Source organism: Pseudomonas sp. A014, from assembly GCF_052378495.1.
Classification (GTDB): domain Bacteria; phylum Pseudomonadota; class Gammaproteobacteria; order Pseudomonadales; family Pseudomonadaceae; genus Aquipseudomonas; species Aquipseudomonas machongensis.
Window position 1 is genome coordinate 5,593,625 of sequence record NZ_CP199001.1, and the last position, 15,682, is coordinate 5,609,306.

The window sequence follows — 15,682 nt, forward strand, 5'->3', positions numbered from 1 at the left end:
GATGGGGACGGCACGTCGCAAGCGCTTCGAGATCAAACAGCGGCTCGCCAACGGCATGGATCCCACCCCCCTCCGGTCAGAAATCCAAACGCAATACAGTGCGCCAGAAGTTCTTCAGCGGAGAACGCCAGTGTTTACGCCAATTACGCTCCCACCAGTCGTCTTCGTTCTTCACCACGTCCTCAAGGTCGCTACCCGTGACAGCAGCAGCATGCTGGCGAAACATCATCGGGAACACACAGTGTTGCCGGATCCGTCGCTTGAACATCACATCCACGGGCGTGCCGTCGTACGGTGTCTGGGCCAGGATGGCGCAACCTTTGCGTGACAGCACGTATGCATGAAGGGCCACCACGCGGCCCCGGGCAATGAACGGGAACCAGGTTAACCAGGTTCGGCCCATGCTGTAGCCGAGGTGCAAGGCCTCGAATCGATGGCTACGCATGAAGCGGTTCACCCAGGCGATCCTCGAGGCTTTCAGCTCGTAGGGCATCACGTCATCTTCAAAAATCAGAATCCGCTCCAGGCCCTCCTCGAGCGCGCGCTGGGCGAGTTGCTGGTGCGACTCGTAGCAGCCGCGCTTGGGGTCGCCGTGCTTCTGCACGACATGAAATATCACTTGGTTGTCGAGCACCTTGCCAATGCTCTTCCTGAACAACTCACGCCTGTCACTCCGTGCATCGAGCGAGATGCAATAGACGGCGTCAACATCGAAATGAATCCTGCCCACCAATCAATCCCTTTAACTACTGCCTGTCATATGGTGGTGCTGAATAGAGCGGCAATAATATCGGGAGAATCTGATATCACAAAGCCATGCTTGCTTTGTCTACCTGGGCGCATCCAGCGGCTGTCCGGGCAGGTCGTCGAACAGCGACAGGTCGAGGTTGGGCAGGATGTCTGACGTGGTCCCTCCTCAGAGCGTGCCGATGCGGTCCAGCTCGCGCTTGAGCTGATCACGGTCGAGGGTATCCGGACGCAGCGCAAAGAACGCCTCGAAACGCCGTTGAATATGCGCCAGGGTCGCCCGGAACGCGGCGTCGATCGTGGCGTCGTCGCCCACCACGTCGGAAGGGTCTTCCAACCCCCAGTGGGCCTTGAGCGCCGGGCCGAAGTACACCGGGCACGCTTCGCCAGCGGCCTTGTCGCAGACGGTGATGACGATGTCTGGCGGGTTGTCTTTGAAGGCTTCGTTGCCTTTGCTGCTCAGGCCATCGACGGCGATGCCGGCTTGCTGCAGGGTCTGCAGGCTGCGCGGCAGCACCTGGCCTCGTGGGAAGCTGCCGGCGCTGATGGCTTCGTAGCCTTGCGGGGCGAGGTGGTTGAACAGGGCTTCGCACAAAATGCTGCGACAGCTGTTGGCCGTGCACATGAACAGGATTCGCATCGCTCGCTCCCCGCCGCGTGGCGGTTTTCAAAGGCCCAGGCGCAGCGCCAGGGCGGAAAGGGTGATCAGCAGCACCGGCAGGGTCAGCAGGATGCCGACCTTGAAGTAGTACCCCCAGGTGATGCGCATGCCTTTGCGTGCCAGCACGTGCAGCCAGAGCAACGTGGCGAGGCTGCCGATGGGGGTGATTTTCGGGCCGAGGTCGCAGCCGATGACGTTGGCGTAGATCATCGCGTCGCGCACCAGCCCTTCGGCGCCGCTGGCCTGGATCGACAGGGCGCCGACCAGCACGCTGGGCAGGTTGTTCATCACCGACGACAGCAACGCCGCGATCAGGCCGGTGCCGAGGGTGGCAGCCCACAGGCCGTGGGCAGCAAGGCGGTCGAGTACTACGGCGAGGGCGTCGGTCATGCCGGCGTTGCGCAGGCCGTACACCACCAGGTACATGCCCAGCGAGAACACCACGATCTGCCAGGGCGCTTCGCGCAGCACGCGGCGGGTGGAGATCACGTGGCCACGGGCGGCGACGGCGAACAGCACGGCGGCGCAGGCGGCGGCCACTGCGCTGACCGGGATGCCCAGCGGCTCGAGCACGAACAGGCCCACCAGCAGCGCCAACAACACCACCCAGCCGACGCGGAAGGTCGCGCGGTCGCGGATGGCCAGGGCCGGGGCCTTGAGGTCATCCAGGGCATAGCGCGCCGGGATGTCGCGCCGGAAGTACAGGAACAGCACCAGCAGCGTGGCGGCCACGGCCACCAGGTTGACTGGCAGCATCACCGAGGCGTAGGTGCTGAAGCCCAGCCCGAAGTAGTCGGCCGAGACGATGTTCACCAGGTTCGACACCACCAGCGGCAGGCTGGCGGTGTCGGCGATGAAGCCTGCGGCCATGACGAAGGCCAGGGTCGCGCCGGGCGAGAAGCGCAGCGCCAGCAGCATCGACATGACGATGGGGGTGAGGATCAGCGCGGCGCCGTCGTTGGCGAACAGAGCAGAAACTGCGGCGCCCAGCAGCACGATGAAGGCGAACAAGCGGCGTCCGCTGCCGCGGGCCCAGCGCGCCACATGCAGGGCGGACCACTCGAAGAAGCCGGCCTCGTCGAGCAGCAGGCTGACGATGATGATGGCGATGAAGGTGGCCGTGGCATTCCAGATGATCGCCCAGACGGCGGGTATGTCGTGCAACGACACCGCGCCGAACAGCAGCGCCAGCAGTGCGCCGAAACTGGCGCTCCAGCCGACGCCAAGCCCCTTGGGCTGCCAGATGACCAGGATGAGGGTGAAGACGAAGACGCAGGCGGCGATCAGCATCGGCAGGTACTCGTCCACTCAGCAGCCGGCAGCGGCACGGACGGGGCGATCGTCCATGTGCTGCAGGCGGGCGATGTTGTCCTGGAGCCAGGCGGCATTGGCCTGGGCGGTGACTTGCAACAGCTCGCTGACCCAGGCGGGCAGTTCAGGGTTGAGGCGGTAGTACACCCACTGCCCCTGGCGGCGGTCCAGCAACAGGCCGACGCTGCGCAACTGCGCGAGGTGGCGGCTGATTTTCGGCTGGCTGTCGTCGAGGGCGCACATCAGCTCGCACACACACAGTTCGCCAAGGCGGGCGATCAGCAAGGTGGCGCGAACGCGGGTCTCGTCGGCGAGGGACTTGAAGACCTGGGTGGGGGTGATCATGGGAGGCACCTGAACATATGGAAAACCGAATATACGGATTTCCATATGTAGATTGCAACAGGTGCTTTTGTTTGATCAGAACGCCGTGCTGACGGTCAGCGACAGGTTGCGCGGATCGCCATAGATCGCTCCGGCGTAGAAGCCGTAGCGGGTGTAGTAGTGCTTGTCGAACAGGTTGTTGGCGTTGAGGCTGACGCTGGTGTCGTCGGTCAGCTGGTACTTGGCCATGGCATTCCAGATCGCATAGCCCGACCAGTTGACGTCGCTCGAGCTACGGCTGACACCGTTGGTCGGCTGGCCGGCCGGGGTGGACAGGGCGCGGATGTTGGTCTGCGCGGTGACGCCGGTGCCCAAGGTCAGGCGGTCGAGCGGGCCGGACAGGCGGTAGGTGGTCGAGGCCTTGAACAGGTGCGACGGATCGCTGCGCCCGTCGCTGTCGAGGCGACGGAAGTGCAGGTAGGTGTAGCCGGCGTAGACGTTCCAGTTCTCGGTCAGGGCGCCTGCGAGCTCCAGGTCGATACCGTCGGTTTCCTGGCCGGAACCTGCCTTGTAGGCGGTGGCGCCGGTCGGGGTCAGCAGGTCGCCATCGGTGACGGCCTTGTTCTCCTGCTTGGTGCGGAAGTACGCCGCCGAGGCGTTCAGGCGGCCGTCGAACCAGGCGGCCTTGATGCCGGTCTCGTAGCTCTGGCCGCGGATCGGCTCGACCTTGGTGCCGCTGGCGGTCTCTTCGGTCTGCGGGTTGAAGATGTCGGTGTAGCTGGCGTACACCGAGTAGGTGTCGTTGAGGTCATACACCGCGCCCAGGTAGGGGGTGACGATGCCGTTGTTCTGCTGGTTGCTGCGCACGCCGCTGACGTTGCGGGTGGTGGCCGAGTAGTCGGTGCTGCGCACGCCGAGGATCACCGACAGCGGGTCGGTGATGCTCAGGCGGGTAGCGGCGTACATGCCTTGCAGGCGGGTGGTGGTCTTGCTATGACGGCCGGTCTGCGAGGCAAGCATGTCGTAGTCGCTGTCCACGCCGTTGAGCCAGTTGCTCAGGGGCAGGCCGTTATTGGCGCGGAACTGGCAGCCCAGGGCAGGAGCGCTGACGCTGTTGGCGCTGACCATGGTGCAGGTGTATTCCGGCGACCAGGCCACGGTGCGGCTGTCGTTGTAGCCGACCATCGCCTGGTGGGTGCGGCCGAACATCTGGAACGGGCCAGACAGGTCGATCTGCGCCGATTGCTGGGTGGTGTCGCTGGAGCTGTGCAGGCCGTTGAGCACCGCGCCGCTGCCATCCTGGTCCCAGTAGCCGCCGTAGACGCCGCGCCCGGACGAGTTGACCTTGGCCAGGCCGCGGTGGTTGAGGGCATCGCTGGTGCTCTGCGAGCCTTTCAGGTCCAGGGTCCAGTCGTTGTCGAAGCGGTGCTGCAGCGAGCCGAAGGTGGTGCGGGTGATGTACTCGCCGAAGCTCCAGCTGGGCACCACGTTGGTGCTGCGCGGCAGGTCGGTCTTGCTGCCGTCGCCATACCAGATCGGGATGTTGGCACCCCAACCGCCGCCGACCACCTTGTTGTATTCGTACTGGTAACCGACGCCGAGGGTGGTGGCGTCGTCCAGGTCGAACTCGAAGTTGGCCAGCGCTGCGCGGGCGCGCTCGGACTGGTTGTCGCGGAACGAGTTGGCGTCCTGCTGGGTGACCACGAAGCGCGAGCGCAGGCGGCCGTCTTCGGAGAGCGGCAGGTTGAGGTCGGCGCCCAGGCGGCGTTTGTCCCAGCTGCCGTAGGTGGCATAGGCGCTGCCGCCGAAGGTGCGGGTTGGCGCCTTGCGGATCAGGTTGACCGTCGCCGACGGGTCACCGGTGCCACCGAGCAGGCCGTTGGCACCACGGACGATGTCGATGCGCTCGTACAGGTCCAGGTTCAGCGCGTTGCCACTGCCGCTGAAGTCAGAGCCGCCGGGGAACTGCAGGCCATCGATCTTCCAATTGCTGATCGAATAGCCACGAGCGCGGAAATCGGTTCGCCCGCCTACTTCCATCTTGCTGACGCTGATCCCCGGCGCGGTGTCCAGCGCCTGCTCGATGCTGTGCACATCGCGGTCGTCCATCTGCTGGCGGGTGATGCTGGTCACCGACTGCGGCGTCTGGCGCGGAGTCAGGTTCAGGCCGGTGGAGCTGCGCGTGCTCTCGACGGTGTAGCCGAGCTGGCCGGCGTCGTCGGCACTGGGCAGCGCGCTGTCTTCGATGTTGGTGGCGCCCAGCTCCAGAGGCTGGGGATCAGCCGCAAAGGCGCCTGCAGACAGGCTGAAGGCGACACACAAGGCAAGTGGCGAGAGGCGGCTGCCACCGCGGGTGAAGCGGGCGCAGGCGCCGGGGATGCTCTGAGGTTTCATTTGGGAAGGCTTCGTATTCGCAGATGGTTTTTGCTACGATTCTAGGGATGTGCCCTCTGGGCTCCATGCCCGGCTTGTACGGGGATGTAATGGAACGTAACGGGCGCCGTTCAAGCGCCCCTGACAGGTGTCCCCCGCAATGAGCACAACTTTGCTGGTTGTCGACGATGACGACGAGATCCGCGAACTTCTCTGCGATTACCTGACCGATGCCGGCTACCAGGTGCTGGCTGCCGCCGATGGCGAGCAGATGCGCCAGCAAATGGCGCGGCACAAGGTCGAGCTGGTGGTGCTCGACCTGATGCTGCCCGGCGAAGATGGCCTCAGCCTGTGTCGCCAACTGCAGGCGCAGCCGGGCCTGGCGGTGATCATGCTGTCGGCCAAGGGCAGCACGCTGGACCGTATCATCGGCCTGGAAGTGGGCGCCGACGACTACCTGTCCAAGCCCTTCGAGCCCCGTGAACTCATTGCCCGCATCAAGGCTGTCCTGCGCCGCCCGCAGCGCCTCGACACGCCGAGCGAAGAGCCCGCCAGCCAGGCGCAGCAGTTCGCAGGGTTCAGCCTCGACCACATCAAACGCCTGCTCACTCACCCCGACGGCCAGGCCCTCACCCTGCCCCGCTCCGATTACCGCGTGCTGCGCGAGCTGCTCGAGGCCAACAACCGCGTGGTATCGCGCGATCACCTGACGCGCAGCGCCTTTGGCCGTGACCACCTGCCCGACGACCGCTCGGTGGACATGTGCATCAGCCGCCTGCGCCAGCACCTGCGCCGCGCCGTCAATGGCAGCGCGCAGATCCTCACCATTCGCAACGAAGGCTACCTGCTCAGCATCGCCCGCGAGCCAGGCGCCTGACGTGCGCCTGTTGCGCCGGCTATGGCCACGGACGCTGTTCGGCCAACTGCTGCTGATCATGATCAGCGGCACCCTGCTGATCCAGTTGATGTCCAGCAGCATCTGGTTCGACGTGCGCTTCGCCCAGGTGTTCGAAGCCCCGGTGCGGCTGATCGCTGCGCGCAGTGCCCCGCTGATCGCCCAGGCCGACTGCCATGCCGGGCAGTTGCAGGTGCCGGCGCGCTATCACCTGCGCTGCACCGAATCGCTGCCCAAGGCCCAGCGCGACGACCGGCGCGGCCGTCACCGCATCGAACTGCTGCTGCACCAGGCGCTGGCCTACGAGCTCGGCCACGACCAGCCGGCGCGCCTGCTGAAGGTGCAACTGACCGATGAGCTTGGTCAGCCGATCGTCTGGCGCAGCCTGTTCGGCCTGCGTACCGCCCAGGCGCACCTGCAGTTCGCCGTGCCGATGGAGGATGGCCACTGGCTGGTGATCGACGGCGAAGAGCTGCAGGGCTGGAGTGGCGAGTCGGCCTGGGTGCTGATCAGCGACTACCTGCTGCGCGTCTATGCGCTGCGCATCGTCGCCGTGCTGCTGGTGTGCCTGGTGGCCGTACGCCTGTGCTTGCGCCCACTGCGCCGTCTGGCCGATGCTGCCCGCGGCCTGGGCCGCAACCTGGAACAACCCGCCCTGCCCCTGGAGGGCCCCGAGGAAGTGCGCCAGGCGGCGCAGGCGTTCAACGCCATGCAGCAACGGTTGATCGCCATGGTCAACGACAAGGCCTACTTTCTCGCGGCGGTCTCCCACGACCTGCGTACGCCGCTGACCCGCATGCGCCTGCGCCTGGAGCGGTTGGAGGATGGCGAACACAAAGAGCGCCTGCGCCAGAACATCGTGCAGATGGACGGCATGATCGGCCAGGTACTGGACTACTTGCGGGCCGGCGAGCAACAGAACCTGCAGGAGGTGGACCTGGACCGACTGGTGGCGCGCCTGTGCGCCGACCTGGCCAGCGCCGAAGAGCCGCTGCCGATCCAGGGTGAAGTGGGCAAGGTGAAGGTCGATGCCTTGCTGATGCAGCGGTGCCTGCAGAACCTGTTGGTCAATGCCCTGCGTTATGGCAAGGCGGTTTCGCTGCGGCTCGAGGCGGATGCGGCGCAGGTGCGGATTCATGTCGAGGATCGCGGGCCGGGTATTGCGGTGGGCCTGCTGGATACCGTGACCGATCCGTTCGTGCGCGGAGAGGGTTCGCGCAACCAGGCGTCTGGTGGGTATGGCCTGGGGCTGAGCATTGCCCAGCGGATTGCGGCCAGCCATGGCGGTGAGTTGCGGCTTTCCAATCGCGATGGCGGTGGGCTGGAGGCGACTGTGGTGTTGCCACGCTAGCACCAGCCCGCCCACAGCGCACACCTCAAGCCCCCCATTGCCAAACCCTGCCCAAAAGAGTTCAAATCGCACTAATTCCCATTAACAACTCCACTCCCCCATGCCCCCCACCGATTCTGCCCTGCGCTCCGCCACCGAGGCTCTCTACCTCACCCACAGCGCCTGGCTGCGTGGCTGGCTGCGCAAGCGTCTGGACTCCACCAGCGATGCCGCCGACCTGGTACAAGACACCTTCGTGCGGGTCATCAAGGCGCGTCGTGCCCTGGATATCCGCGAGCCGCGCCAGTATCTGAGCACCGTCGCCAAAGGTCTGGTCATCGACCTGTTCCGCCGCCGGGCGCTAGAGCAGAGCTATCTCGAGGCGCTGGCCTCCCTGCCCGCCTGCGACCACCCATCCGAGGAAGACCAGGCGATCGTTCTGGAAACCTTGATGGAAATCGATCGCATGCTAGACAGCCTGGGCGACAAGGTGCGTCAGACGTTCATCCTGTCACAGTTCGAGGGGCTGACGTATCCGCAGATCGCCGAGCGCCTGGGCGTCTCGGTACGCACGGTGAACAACCACATGGCCAAGGCGATGGAGCAGTGCTGCCTGATGCGCCTGGGGCTGCTGTGAGCGCCGTGTCATCGCCGTTGAGCACAGCGCAGCGCGAGGCGTTGCGCTGTGCGGCGCAGTGGTATGCGCGGCTGTCGTCGGGGCTCGAGGATGCGGGCGAGCAGCAGCGCTGGCAGCTCTGGCACGATGCAGATCCTCTGCACCAGCAGGCCTGGCAACAGGTTGAGGCGGTTCGGCGGATGGTCGAGGGGGTGCCACGGCAGATTGCAGCGCCGGCCCTGCGTCAGGCTCGGGAGTCGCGCAGGCGGGTGCTGCGTCAGTTGCTGGTGCTGGCGGGCGTCGGTGTGGTGGGTATAGGCGGCTGGAGAAGCGAGCTGCGAACAACGCTGATGGCCAGCGTGCACACCGGGGTCGGCGAGCAGCGTGAGGTGGTGCTGGAGGATGGCAGCCAGATCCTGCTGGACAGCCGTTCGGCCCTGGATGTGCGCTTTGACGCAGAACAGCGTGTACTGCGTCTGCTGGGCGGGCGGGTGCTGGTGCAAACGGCCGCTGATGCCCTGGCGCGTCCGTTTCTGGTGGAGGTGTCGCAGGGGCAGGTGCAGGCTTTGGGCACCCGCTTCACGGTCGACGCCGACGAGCGGTTCTGCGAGGTGACGGTGCTGGAAAAGGCCGTACAGGTGCGTCCGCTGAACAGCGCACAAACCCTGCGTCTGGAAGCGGGTCAGCAGGTGCGGTTTGATCGCTCTCGGCTTGGAGAGCCGTGGCGCAGCGACGCTTCGGTAGCGTCGTGGCAAACGGGTAGCCTGATAGCCATCAACCGGCCGCTGGGCGACTTGCTGGAAGAACTGTCGCGCTACCGGCGTGGCTGGCTGCGCTGTGATCCATCGATTGCCGGGCTGCGGATTTCCGGGGCCTTTCCGCTACACGACATCGACCTCGCCCTCGCCGCACTGGCCAGCGGTTTCGAGCTGCGCATCGTGCGGCGTACCGATTACTGGGTCAGTGTCATGCCTCGGGTCAGTTGAGGCGTCGCGAAAAAAAAACACATCTGCGTTGCACTTTTTTCTCACGTCCTTCGGCCATTGCTCAGACATCTGCCGTTTGAGCGGATCAATTGGGGGAGGACCATCATGACGTACCCGTATGCGCGCCGACTGAAACCGGTGGCCGCAGCCATTCGCCTGGGGTTTTGCAGTGTGGCCCTGACCACGCTGGCGGCGTTCGCCCATGCAGCCGAAGTCAGTGAGCTGCGCCAGTACCAGATTCCTGCCGGCAGCCTGACGGAGGCGCTCAGCGCCTTTGCATCGGCCTCGGGCAGTGCCTTCTCCTTCGATGCCGCCTTGACCGACGGCCATCGCTCGCCGGGGCTGCAAGGCCGCTACAGCGTTGCCCAGGGCTTCGCGCTGCTGCTGCAAGGCACAGGGTTGCAGGTGGTCGCGCAGAGCAATGGCAGTTATGTGCTGCGCCCGTCGCCGCGCAATGACGGCTCGCTGGAGCTGGACGCCACGACCATCTCCAGCCAGCGCCTGGACGCCACCTCCGAAGGCACCGGGGCCTACGCCGCGCGGGCGGTGACCATCGGCAAGGGCACACACACGCTGCGCGAGACACCCCAGGCGGTGACCGTGCTGACCCGCAAGTACATGGACGACCAGAACATCAACACCATCGACCAGGCGATGGAGAAAACCCCGGGTATCGCGGTGTACGAATCGCCCATGGGCGGCAAGTACTTCTATTCGCGTGGTTTCATGATGCAGGGCCAGTACCAGTACGACGGCGTGCCGCTGGATGTGGGCGGCGAGTATGTACAGGCCAACAGCTTCTCGGGCGACATGGCCTACTACGACCGGGTCGAAGTGCTCAAGGGCGCGGCGGGCATGATGAAGGGCTCGGGCAGCTCGGCGGGCGGGGTCAATTTCGTGCGCAAACGCGGCCAGAGCACGCCCACCACCAGCCTGAGCCTGTCGGCGGGCTCCTGGGACAACTACCGCAGCCAGATCGATACCGGTGGCCCGCTCAACACCTCGGGCACGCTGCGTGGCCGGGCGGTGGTAGCGTTGCAGGATCGCCAGTACTTCTACGACCTGGGTAAACGCAAGGACCAGATCCTCTACGGAGCCCTGGACTACGACCTGACGCCGGATACCACCCTGGGCTTAGGCGTCGCCTACGAGCGGCTCGACGCCCGGCCCTGCTGGCACGGCCTGCCAAGGGGGAGCGATGGCAAGGACCTGAAGCTGAGTCGCTCGACCTGCCTGGGCGCTTCGTGGAACACCTGGGACAGCCAGCGCACCACGGTGTTCGCCGACCTCAAGCACCAGTTGAACGATGAGTGGGCGTTCAAGTTCGCCGGGGCCTGGACCCACAACGACCAGGACATCAAGTACGCCCTTTCCGAGACCCCTGGCGGGGTGCCTGCAGGGGCGACCTCGGCGCCATCCTCGGTGTACTCGGGCCTGTTCGACTATGACCAGACCGACTACGGTTTCGACGCGTACCTGGATGGCAAATTCGATGCCTTCGGCCTGCAGCATGAATTGGTCGTAGGCGCCAACGCCAGCCGCGCCCAGACCCGCGACCACTGGGCGCTGATCAACATGACCGGCCTACTCGGCGCGTCGCAGGATCCGTTCAATCCCAACCCGCACATCCCCGAGCCCAGCGATGGCTTCTACGCGCCCAACGCTTACCGTGGCGGCCCCTTCCCGACCGAGACCGACACCCGGCAATTCGGCACCTACGCCACGCTTCGCCTGAAGCTGGCCGAGCCGTTGACCCTGGTGCTGGGTTCGCGCGTCAGTTGGTACCGCAACAGTCGAGACTCCTACACCCAAGCATGGGATTACTGGCAGCACGACCGCAGCCAGGAGAACGGTGAAGTGACGCCATTCGGCGCGCTCATCTACGACCTGAACGACAACTGGTCGGTCTACACCAGCTATGCCGCGATCTTCCAGCCGCAGAGCACTTACACCGACCAGGCAGGCAGCCCCTTGCAGCCCAAGACCGGCGCGAGCTACGAGCTGGGGATCAAGGGCGAACTGCTGGATGGGCGCGTGAACACCTCGTTCAACCTGTTCCGCACCGTCGAGGAACATCGCGCGGAGGCCAACTACGACAGCAGCTGCCCAGGGTCTTCGGACGGCTTCTGCTACAGCGATGTGGGCAAGGTCCGGGCACAGGGTTTCGAGGCCGAAATCAGTGGCGAGGTGATCGAGCGCTTGCAGGTGCTGGCGGGCTATACCTACACCCAGACCAAGTACCTGGACAGCACCAGTGCCAATCCGCAGGAGCCGGCGTTTTCCACCACCTACTTCCCGCGTCACCTGTTCCGGGCCTCGGCGGACTACCAACTGACGGGAGCACTGGAGCGCTGGAGCGTGGGTGCTGGGGTAACGGCGCAGAGTGATGTCGCGTTCCGGGATGGCAATATCAGGCCCGTGGCAGTGAAATCCGTCCAGCCGGGGTATGGTATCTGGAGTGGACGGATCGGCTATCGGATCGACGAGAACTGGTCGCTGGCGCTCAATGGCAACAACCTCTTCGACAAGAAGTACTACCAGAGTGTGGGGGCGGTTTCGTGGGGTAACTTCTATGGTGAGCCGCGCAACTTCACAGTGACGCTAAGAGGCAACTTCTGATGTAGGGCTTCATTGCCAAGGGCCGTGGACTAAGTGTGGGAGCGCACTTGCCCGGAACTGTCAGTTTTTTGCGTTCGGGCCGGCAGTGGCCTGCCGCCAGGCAGGCCCTGATTTTCACCAGGACAAAATTTCTGACACCGTGGCCGCTACAATCCCAAACCTTGAACCGCTTCCCCCAATGCGTTATAGCTAAAAAGGCACCCATAACGAAAAGAGGCTAACCACGCCCCCATGCACGAGATCACACGTATCCGTCGGCCGCATGGCCCGCTTGCCAACCTGATCGGCAAGTCCACCGGGCCCTTCCCTGTCGCCGTCTCCAGCCTCGGCTGTTCCCCGCTCTCGACACTCTTCCACACCCTGTCGATCCCGCCCCGCGATGTCCTGCTGGCGCACAAGCGCAAGCGCCCCGTGCCTCCGCCTGCCTGCTGACCCCTGAAGTTTCCGCGCTTCCACCGCCCACGGTTCGTTGCCGTTCGGGGCTAGGGAAGTCTTGCCTTTCTTCCGTGATCACAGGACTTTTTCATGACCACTCGCGTCGCCATTATCGGCGCCGGCCCTTCCGGCCTGGCGCAACTGCGTGCCTTCCAATCCGCCCACGCCAAGGGCGCGGCCATGCCCGAAATCGTCTGCTTCGAAAAGCAGGCCGACTGGGGCGGCATGTGGAACTACACCTGGCGCACCGGCCTGGACCAGCACGGCGAACCGGTACACGGCAGCATGTACCGCTACCTCTGGTCCAACGGCCCGAAGGAATGCCTGGAGTTCGCCGACTACAGCTTCGATGAACATTTCGGCCGCCCGATTTCTTCCTATCCGCCGCGCGAAGTGCTGTGGGACTACATTCAGGGCCGGGTGAAAAAAGCCGACGTACGCCAGTACATCCGCTTCGACACCGTGGTCAAGGACGTACGCTTCGACAGCGCCAGCCGCACCTTCACCCTCACCGCCCACGACTACGCCAATGGCCAGCGCTACGAACAGGTATTCGACTACGTGGTGGTCGCCAGCGGGCATTTCTCCACACCCCAGGTGCCGTCATTCCCAGGCTTCGAGCGCTTCTCCGGACGCATCCTGCACGCCCATGATTTCCGTGATGCACTGGAGTTCGCCGGCAAGGATGTGCTGATCATCGGCAGCAGCTACTCCGCCGAAGACATCGGCTCGCAGTGCTACAAGTACGGCGCGCGCTCGATCACCAGCGCCTACCGCACCCAGCCCATGGGCTACAAGTGGCCCAAGGGCTGGGAAGAGCGGCCGCAGTTGCAGCGGGTCGACGGCGACCGCGCGCACTTTGCCGACGGCTCGAGCAAGCGTGTCGATGCGATCATCCTGTGCACCGGCTACCAGCATCACTTCCCGTTCCTGCCCGACGACCTGACCCTGCGCACCGGCAACCGCCTGTGGCCGCTGGGCCTGTATCAGGGCGTGGTGTGGGAGGCCAACCCGCAGCTGATGTACCTGGGGATGCAGGACCTGTGGTACAGCTTCAACCTGTTCGACGCCCAGGCCTGGTTCGTGCGCGACGTGATCCTCGGTCGCATCGCCCTGCCCGATCTGGCCGCCATGCGCGCCGACAGCGAGCACTGGCGCGCCGAGGAAGAGGCCTTGCAGACCACGGCCTCGATGTACGAATTCCAGGGGAGCTACATCGCGCGCCTGATCGAACAGACCGACTACCCGCGCTTCGACATCGACGCGGTGAACCGCATCTTCCTCAAATGGAAGAACGACAAGAAGCACGACATCATGGGCTACCGCGACCGCTCGTACCGCTCGGTGATGACCGGCACCGCCTCGGTGCCGCACCACACCCGCTGGATCAAGGCGCTGGACGATTCGCTGGAAGAATACCTGCGGGAAACGGCGGAGCCTGGGGACGTGAAGGTGCTGCGACCGGAGCGTTGAGGCGAGAAAGGCGTTTACGGGCCCGGCGCTTCAGCGCCGGGTTCTGGCCTGCCGTAGCGCGACGAGCCGTCTGCGCATCTCCCTGTGCCGCTCGCTGTTGAACACCAGCAGTGCCAGTAGTGGCAAGAGCAGGATGGCAGCCAACAACATGAAATGCAGGCCGTTGCCCAACAGGCTCAGGGCGATCAGCAGCGCCATCAGCGGTACTGGCAAGACGGCCCACATTGCCCATCCATACCCACGAATCATCGCCAAGTGACCCAGGCACAACAGCGCCGCCAGTGCTGTACTCGAAACCATCGTGTAGACGGGATTATCCGGATGGCTGCGCCAATGCTCGTCGATCCACATGGCAAGAACCAATGCCACCGAGAGCACACAGGTGAAAAAGCCCAACAGGAACGTCGGGAAGTAACGACGCATGAATGCGTGAAATTCAAGAGGGCGTTGATACTCGCCCATCATCGAGACCGTCGAACTTTGGGGCGCTGGGCCTTTGAGGCTCTATCGGCTTGACGCTTGTGTCGATACTCGGCAAGTAGCACGCGCATCTCTCGGTATTTCTTGCTGTTGAGTACCAGCAATGCCAGCAGCGCGACGACTATGATGCTCAGGAAGATCCCCATATGCGGCCTGAACCCATAGGTCGGCAACAGGAAAACCACGGAGCCGATACAAAGGGCGGCGACCATCCATACCCCCCAGTCACGACCTCGCACTACGGCCGCATGCGCCGTGACCAGCGTCACCACCAGCACACCAAGGCTGAGCGGATAGTTGATCTCCCGGCTGCAGTCACGGCAATAGGTACTCCATACCAAAGAGAACGTCCCGGCCATGGCGTACAGCGAGAGAAAATACCCCGCCAGGAACACCATGAAGTAGCGATCGAGAAACTTCTGAAGGTCAGGGTGCCGACTCATTACTCGAACTCCTCATAGAGCCCCAGAGCGATGCTCTTGGTCTTGTCCTGCACCGTCCCGCTGCCTACAAAACCGATGGAAGCGCCAAGCGAATCCTTGATCAGTGTTTGAGTGGCGTGCTTGATCTGCGTGGGCGTGTGACGCTTGATCAGCTCGCCCGTGCTCTGTTGCAGCTTGAGTTGCTTCGCGGTGAGCGAAGGATGCTTGATCGACAGCAACTCGCGGGTGAGAGCGCTACGCTGCTGCCGGCTCAATGAACGGGTCAGGTCGAGCCAGTTGGCGCCCGTGGCAGCCTTGCGCACCTGCAGGAAGCGTACAGTCGTGAGGGCCGAGCTACCGACGCCGAGCAGCGATATACCGTCGAGCAACGGTGTGGCGGCCCTGTACCAGGCCTCCTGATCCATCGCATCATTGGCTGACGGGTCGTTGACCTCGTTGACCGTTCTGACAACACCGATAAAGCACTGTGCGGTACTGGCGGTTGCTGCTGCATATCCGGCAGCGGTAAGCGCGAGGCTCACACCGCCGGAGAAGGGGACGGCGATAGTGCCGCTGAACATGACGACCCAACCCAGGATCGCACCAGCGCAGGAGAGCGTGGTGCCTACCGCCTCCTTGACCACGCGCGACTCACGCGGGTTGGTCTGCAACTGGTTCATGAATTGCTGGGGCGCAATGTAGCGAGGCGCCTCGCGCAGGATGATGCGCTTGGGCTTGATACTGCAGATGGGCTGAAACTCGCGCAGCACGATCACGTTGTAGTCGGCATCGATATACACGACACCCGCACCGACGATGCCAGGGTCGGCATCGATCGCCTTGAACAGCTTCTGCTGGTCGATGCGCCCCTGCAGGCGCTGCTGCGCCAGAAATTGCGAGGTGTTGGCCAATTCGTTGACCAGAAGGTCTTTCATGAATACGTGTCCTTACTCAGCTACAGGCTGGCCTGTCCACAGCACAAAGCCGCTCCCTACCGAAGCGGCCTTGCG

At 64.2% G+C, this 15,682-nt stretch carries 14 protein-coding genes; 6 read left to right on the top strand and 8 right to left on the bottom strand.

The annotated features are described in order from the left end of the window. Positions 1–76: 76 nt before the first annotated feature. From ACTYOL_RS25885 to ACTYOL_RS25905, 5 genes are all read right to left on the bottom strand, one after another. On the bottom strand, positions 77–730 hold the full coding sequence (locus ACTYOL_RS25885; protein ID WP_153773952.1) for a glycosyltransferase family 25 protein: 654 nt from the start codon (positions 728–730) through the stop codon (positions 77–79). A gap of 186 nt (positions 731–916) precedes the next feature. Beyond that, entirely contained in the window at positions 917–1,387 is a 471-nt protein-coding gene (locus tag ACTYOL_RS25890; RefSeq protein ID WP_444757301.1) for an arsenate reductase ArsC, read from the bottom strand. 27 nt (positions 1,388–1,414) lie between these two features. Next, positions 1,415–2,698 (bottom strand): arsenic transporter, encoded by a 1,284-nt coding sequence (locus ACTYOL_RS25895; protein ID WP_444758178.1) that lies wholly within the window; start codon positions 2,696–2,698, stop codon positions 1,415–1,417. An 18-nt stretch (positions 2,699–2,716) separates the two neighbouring features. Further along, on the bottom strand, positions 2,717–3,064 hold the full coding sequence (locus ACTYOL_RS25900; RefSeq protein ID WP_153773949.1) for a metalloregulator ArsR/SmtB family transcription factor: 348 nt from the start codon (positions 3,062–3,064) through the stop codon (positions 2,717–2,719). A 75-nt stretch (positions 3,065–3,139) separates the two neighbouring features. After that, on the bottom strand, positions 3,140–5,437 hold the full coding sequence (locus tag ACTYOL_RS25905) for a TonB-dependent siderophore receptor (protein ID WP_444757302.1): 2,298 nt from the start codon (positions 5,435–5,437) through the stop codon (positions 3,140–3,142). 139 nt (positions 5,438–5,576) lie between these two features. Here ACTYOL_RS25905 and ACTYOL_RS25910 point away from each other — a divergent pair, with 139 nt between their 5' ends. The 6 genes from ACTYOL_RS25910 (at position 5,577) to ACTYOL_RS25935 (ending at position 13,770) form a co-directional block, all read left to right on the top strand. Next, positions 5,577–6,293, top strand: coding sequence for a response regulator (locus ACTYOL_RS25910; protein ID WP_372821884.1), 717 nt, complete (start codon positions 5,577–5,579; stop codon positions 6,291–6,293). A 1-nt stretch (position 6,294) separates the two neighbouring features. After that, on the top strand, positions 6,295–7,662 hold the full coding sequence (locus ACTYOL_RS25915; RefSeq protein WP_444757303.1) for an ATP-binding protein: 1,368 nt from the start codon (positions 6,295–6,297) through the stop codon (positions 7,660–7,662). Between the two features lie 100 nt (positions 7,663–7,762). Further along, on the top strand, positions 7,763–8,278 hold the full coding sequence (locus ACTYOL_RS25920; RefSeq protein WP_151925965.1) for a sigma-70 family RNA polymerase sigma factor: 516 nt from the start codon (positions 7,763–7,765) through the stop codon (positions 8,276–8,278). Further along, positions 8,275–9,243: a FecR domain-containing protein gene (locus ACTYOL_RS25925; protein ID WP_444757304.1), complete on the top strand. Its 969-nt coding sequence runs from the start codon at positions 8,275–8,277 to the stop codon at positions 9,241–9,243. Before ACTYOL_RS25920 ends, ACTYOL_RS25925 begins: the two co-directional genes overlap by 4 nt. 105 nt (positions 9,244–9,348) lie before the next feature. Next, positions 9,349–11,862, top strand: a complete 2,514-nt coding sequence (locus ACTYOL_RS25930) for a TonB-dependent siderophore receptor (RefSeq protein ID WP_444757305.1) — start codon at positions 9,349–9,351, stop codon at positions 11,860–11,862. A gap of 525 nt (positions 11,863–12,387) precedes the next feature. Continuing rightward, positions 12,388–13,770, top strand: coding sequence for a flavin-containing monooxygenase (locus ACTYOL_RS25935; protein WP_416766395.1), 1,383 nt, complete (start codon positions 12,388–12,390; stop codon positions 13,768–13,770). Positions 13,771–13,800: 30 nt separating this feature from the next. Here ACTYOL_RS25935 and ACTYOL_RS25940 read toward each other — a convergent pair whose 3' ends face one another. From ACTYOL_RS25940 to ACTYOL_RS25950, 3 genes are read right to left on the bottom strand one after another with little or no spacing between them, the layout of a single operon-like run. Next, positions 13,801–14,232: a hypothetical protein gene (locus ACTYOL_RS25940; RefSeq protein WP_444757306.1), complete on the bottom strand. Its 432-nt coding sequence runs from the start codon at positions 14,230–14,232 to the stop codon at positions 13,801–13,803. Beyond that, positions 14,232–14,693 carry a hypothetical protein gene (locus ACTYOL_RS25945; RefSeq protein WP_197890335.1) on the bottom strand — a complete coding sequence of 154 codons (462 nt, stop codon included), beginning with the start codon at positions 14,691–14,693 and terminating at the stop codon, positions 14,232–14,234. Before ACTYOL_RS25945 ends, ACTYOL_RS25940 begins: the two co-directional genes overlap by 1 nt. Beyond that, the gene (locus tag ACTYOL_RS25950) at positions 14,693–15,607 is read right to left on the bottom strand and encodes a hypothetical protein (protein ID WP_054891242.1); all 915 of its coding nucleotides are present in this window, start codon (positions 15,605–15,607) and stop codon (positions 14,693–14,695) included. Before ACTYOL_RS25950 ends, ACTYOL_RS25945 begins: the two co-directional genes overlap by 1 nt. Between the last annotated feature and the right edge of the window lie 75 nt (positions 15,608–15,682).

Excerpts from the sequence above, each read along its gene's own strand:
- ACTYOL_RS25950 (WP_054891242.1), bottom strand. The coding sequence starts at position 15,607 with ATGAAAGACCTTCTGGTCAACGAATTGGCCAACACCTCGCAATTTCTG.
- ACTYOL_RS25900 (WP_153773949.1), bottom strand. The coding sequence starts at position 3,064 with ATGATCACCCCCACCCAGGTCTTCAAGTCCCTCGCCGACGAGACCCGC.
- ACTYOL_RS25920 (WP_151925965.1), top strand. The coding sequence starts at position 7,763 with ATGCCCCCCACCGATTCTGCCCTGCGCTCCGCCACCGAGGCTCTCTAC.
- ACTYOL_RS25935 (WP_416766395.1), top strand. The coding sequence starts at position 12,388 with ATGACCACTCGCGTCGCCATTATCGGCGCCGGCCCTTCCGGCCTGGCG.
- ACTYOL_RS25930 (WP_444757305.1), top strand. The coding sequence starts at position 9,349 with ATGACGTACCCGTATGCGCGCCGACTGAAACCGGTGGCCGCAGCCATT.
- ACTYOL_RS25910 (WP_372821884.1), top strand. The coding sequence starts at position 5,577 with ATGAGCACAACTTTGCTGGTTGTCGACGATGACGACGAGATCCGCGAA.
- ACTYOL_RS25890 (WP_444757301.1), bottom strand. The coding sequence starts at position 1,387 with ATGCGAATCCTGTTCATGTGCACGGCCAACAGCTGTCGCAGCATTTTG.
- ACTYOL_RS25905 (WP_444757302.1), bottom strand. The coding sequence starts at position 5,437 with ATGAAACCTCAGAGCATCCCCGGCGCCTGCGCCCGCTTCACCCGCGGT.
- ACTYOL_RS25945 (WP_197890335.1), bottom strand. The coding sequence starts at position 14,693 with ATGAGTCGGCACCCTGACCTTCAGAAGTTTCTCGATCGCTACTTCATG.
- ACTYOL_RS25940 (WP_444757306.1), bottom strand. The coding sequence starts at position 14,232 with ATGGGCGAGTATCAACGCCCTCTTGAATTTCACGCATTCATGCGTCGT.
- ACTYOL_RS25895 (WP_444758178.1), bottom strand. The coding sequence starts at position 2,698 with ATGCTGATCGCCGCCTGCGTCTTCGTCTTCACCCTCATCCTGGTCATC.